The 1,779-nt window shown below is 70.4% G+C and carries 1 protein-coding gene; it reads left to right on the top strand.

What is annotated here, in order from left to right:
* Window positions 1-53 precede the first annotated feature (53 nt).
* Window positions 54-1,706 carry a chitinase gene (locus ABT085_RS46140; protein ID WP_351623181.1) on the top strand — a complete coding sequence of 551 codons (1,653 nt, stop codon included), beginning with the start codon at window positions 54-56 and terminating at the stop codon, window positions 1,704-1,706.
* Window positions 1,707-1,779 lie beyond the last annotated feature (73 nt).

Raw genomic sequence — 1,779 nt, 5'->3', positions numbered from 1 at the left:
GACACACCCGCGCCGCACGCGTCCGCTCCGGACGCACCGGCTTCTGGGCGGCCATCGCCGCGACGGCCCTGTCCCTGACCTTCGCCGGCGCGGGCCTGGCGTCCGCCGCGGACGTCAACAACGCCAAGAACGCCGGCTTCGAGTCGGGCCTGACGAACTGGACCTGTTCCGCGGGCAGCGGTACGACCGTCTCCTCGCCGGTGCACGGCGGCGCGGCCGCGCTGAAGGCGACCCCGGCCGGGCAGGACTACGCCCAGTGCAGCCAGACGGTGGCGGTCAAGGCCAACTCGACCTACACGCTCAGCGCGTGGGTGCAGGGCTCCTACACCTACCTCGGCGTGACGGGCACCGGCACCACGGACGTGTCGACCTGGACCCCGAACACGTCCTGGACGCAGCTGTCGACGACCTTCACCACCGGCGCCTCGACCACCTCGGTGACGGTCTGGACGCACGGCTGGTACGGCCAGCCCGCCTATTACGCCGACGACTTCTCGGTCTACGGCCCCGACGGCGGCGGAGGCGGCGACCCGGCCCCCACGGTCCCCGCCGCACCGGGCGGCCTCGCGGTGTCCGGTACGACCTCGTCGTCCGTCTCGCTGGCCTGGAACACGGTCTCCGGCGCGACCGGCTACAACGTCTACCGCGACGGCACCAAGGTCACCGCGGTGACCGGCACCTCGGCGACGGTGGCCGGGCTCACCGCGTCCACCTCGTACTCCTTCCAGGTCACCGCGACCAACGCGGCGGGCGAGTCGGCGAAGTCGACGGCCGTCACGGGCACCACGGCCGCGACCGGCGGTGGCGGAGGTGGCGGCACGGTGCCCAAGCACGCCGTGACCGGCTACTGGCAGAACTTCAACAACGGCGCCACGGTCCAGAAGATCTCCGGCGTGCCGGACCAGTACGACATCATCGCGGTGGCGTTCGCCGACGCGACGACGACGCCCGGCGCGGTGACGTTCAACCTGGACTCGGCGGGCCTCGGCGGCTACACCGTCGACCAGTTCAAGGCGGACATCAAGGCGAAGCAGGCGGCCGGCAAGAAGGTCATCGTCTCGATCGGCGGCCAGAACGGCACGATCTCGGTGAGCGACTCGGCCTCCGCGGCCAACTTCGCCAACTCGGTGTACTCGCTGATGCAGACGTACGGCTTCGACGGCGTCGACATCGACCTGGAGAACGGCCTCAACGCGACCTACATGACCCAGGCGCTGCGGTCGCTGTCGGCGAAGGCGGGCGCGTCGCTGGTCATCACGATGGCACCGCAGACCATCGACATGCAGTCGACGTCGAACTCGTACTTCCAGACGGCCCTGAACATCAAGGACATCCTGACCGTCGTCAACATGCAGTACTACAACAGCGGTTCGATGCTGGGCTGCGACGGCAAGGTCTACAGCCAGGGCTCGGTGGACTTCCTGACCGCCCTCGCCTGCATCCAGCTCCAGGGCGGCCTCGACGCGTCCCAGGTCGGCCTCGGCCTCCCCGCCTCCACCAGCGGCGCGGGCAGCGGCTACGTCTCCCCGACGATCGTGAACAACGCCCTCGACTGCCTGGCCAAGCTCACCAACTGCGGTTCCTTCAAGCCCTCCAAGACCTACCCTGCCCTGCGCGGCGCGATGACCTGGTCGACGAACTGGGACGCGTCCTCGGGCAACGCCTGGTCGAACGCGGTCGGACCGCACGTGCACGCCCTGCCGTAACCGGCGTACACCCGTAGTACCCGACCCGAGCCGGGGCGGGGGGCCCGCCCCCCCCCCCCCCCCCCACACCCCC

This window comes from Streptomyces sp. NPDC002265 (assembly GCF_040296125.1).
Lineage (GTDB): Bacteria > Actinomycetota > Actinomycetes > Streptomycetales > Streptomycetaceae > Streptomyces.
The sequence above is the reverse complement of the archived record's forward strand: the minus strand, read 5'-3'. Positions and strand labels throughout refer to the sequence as shown.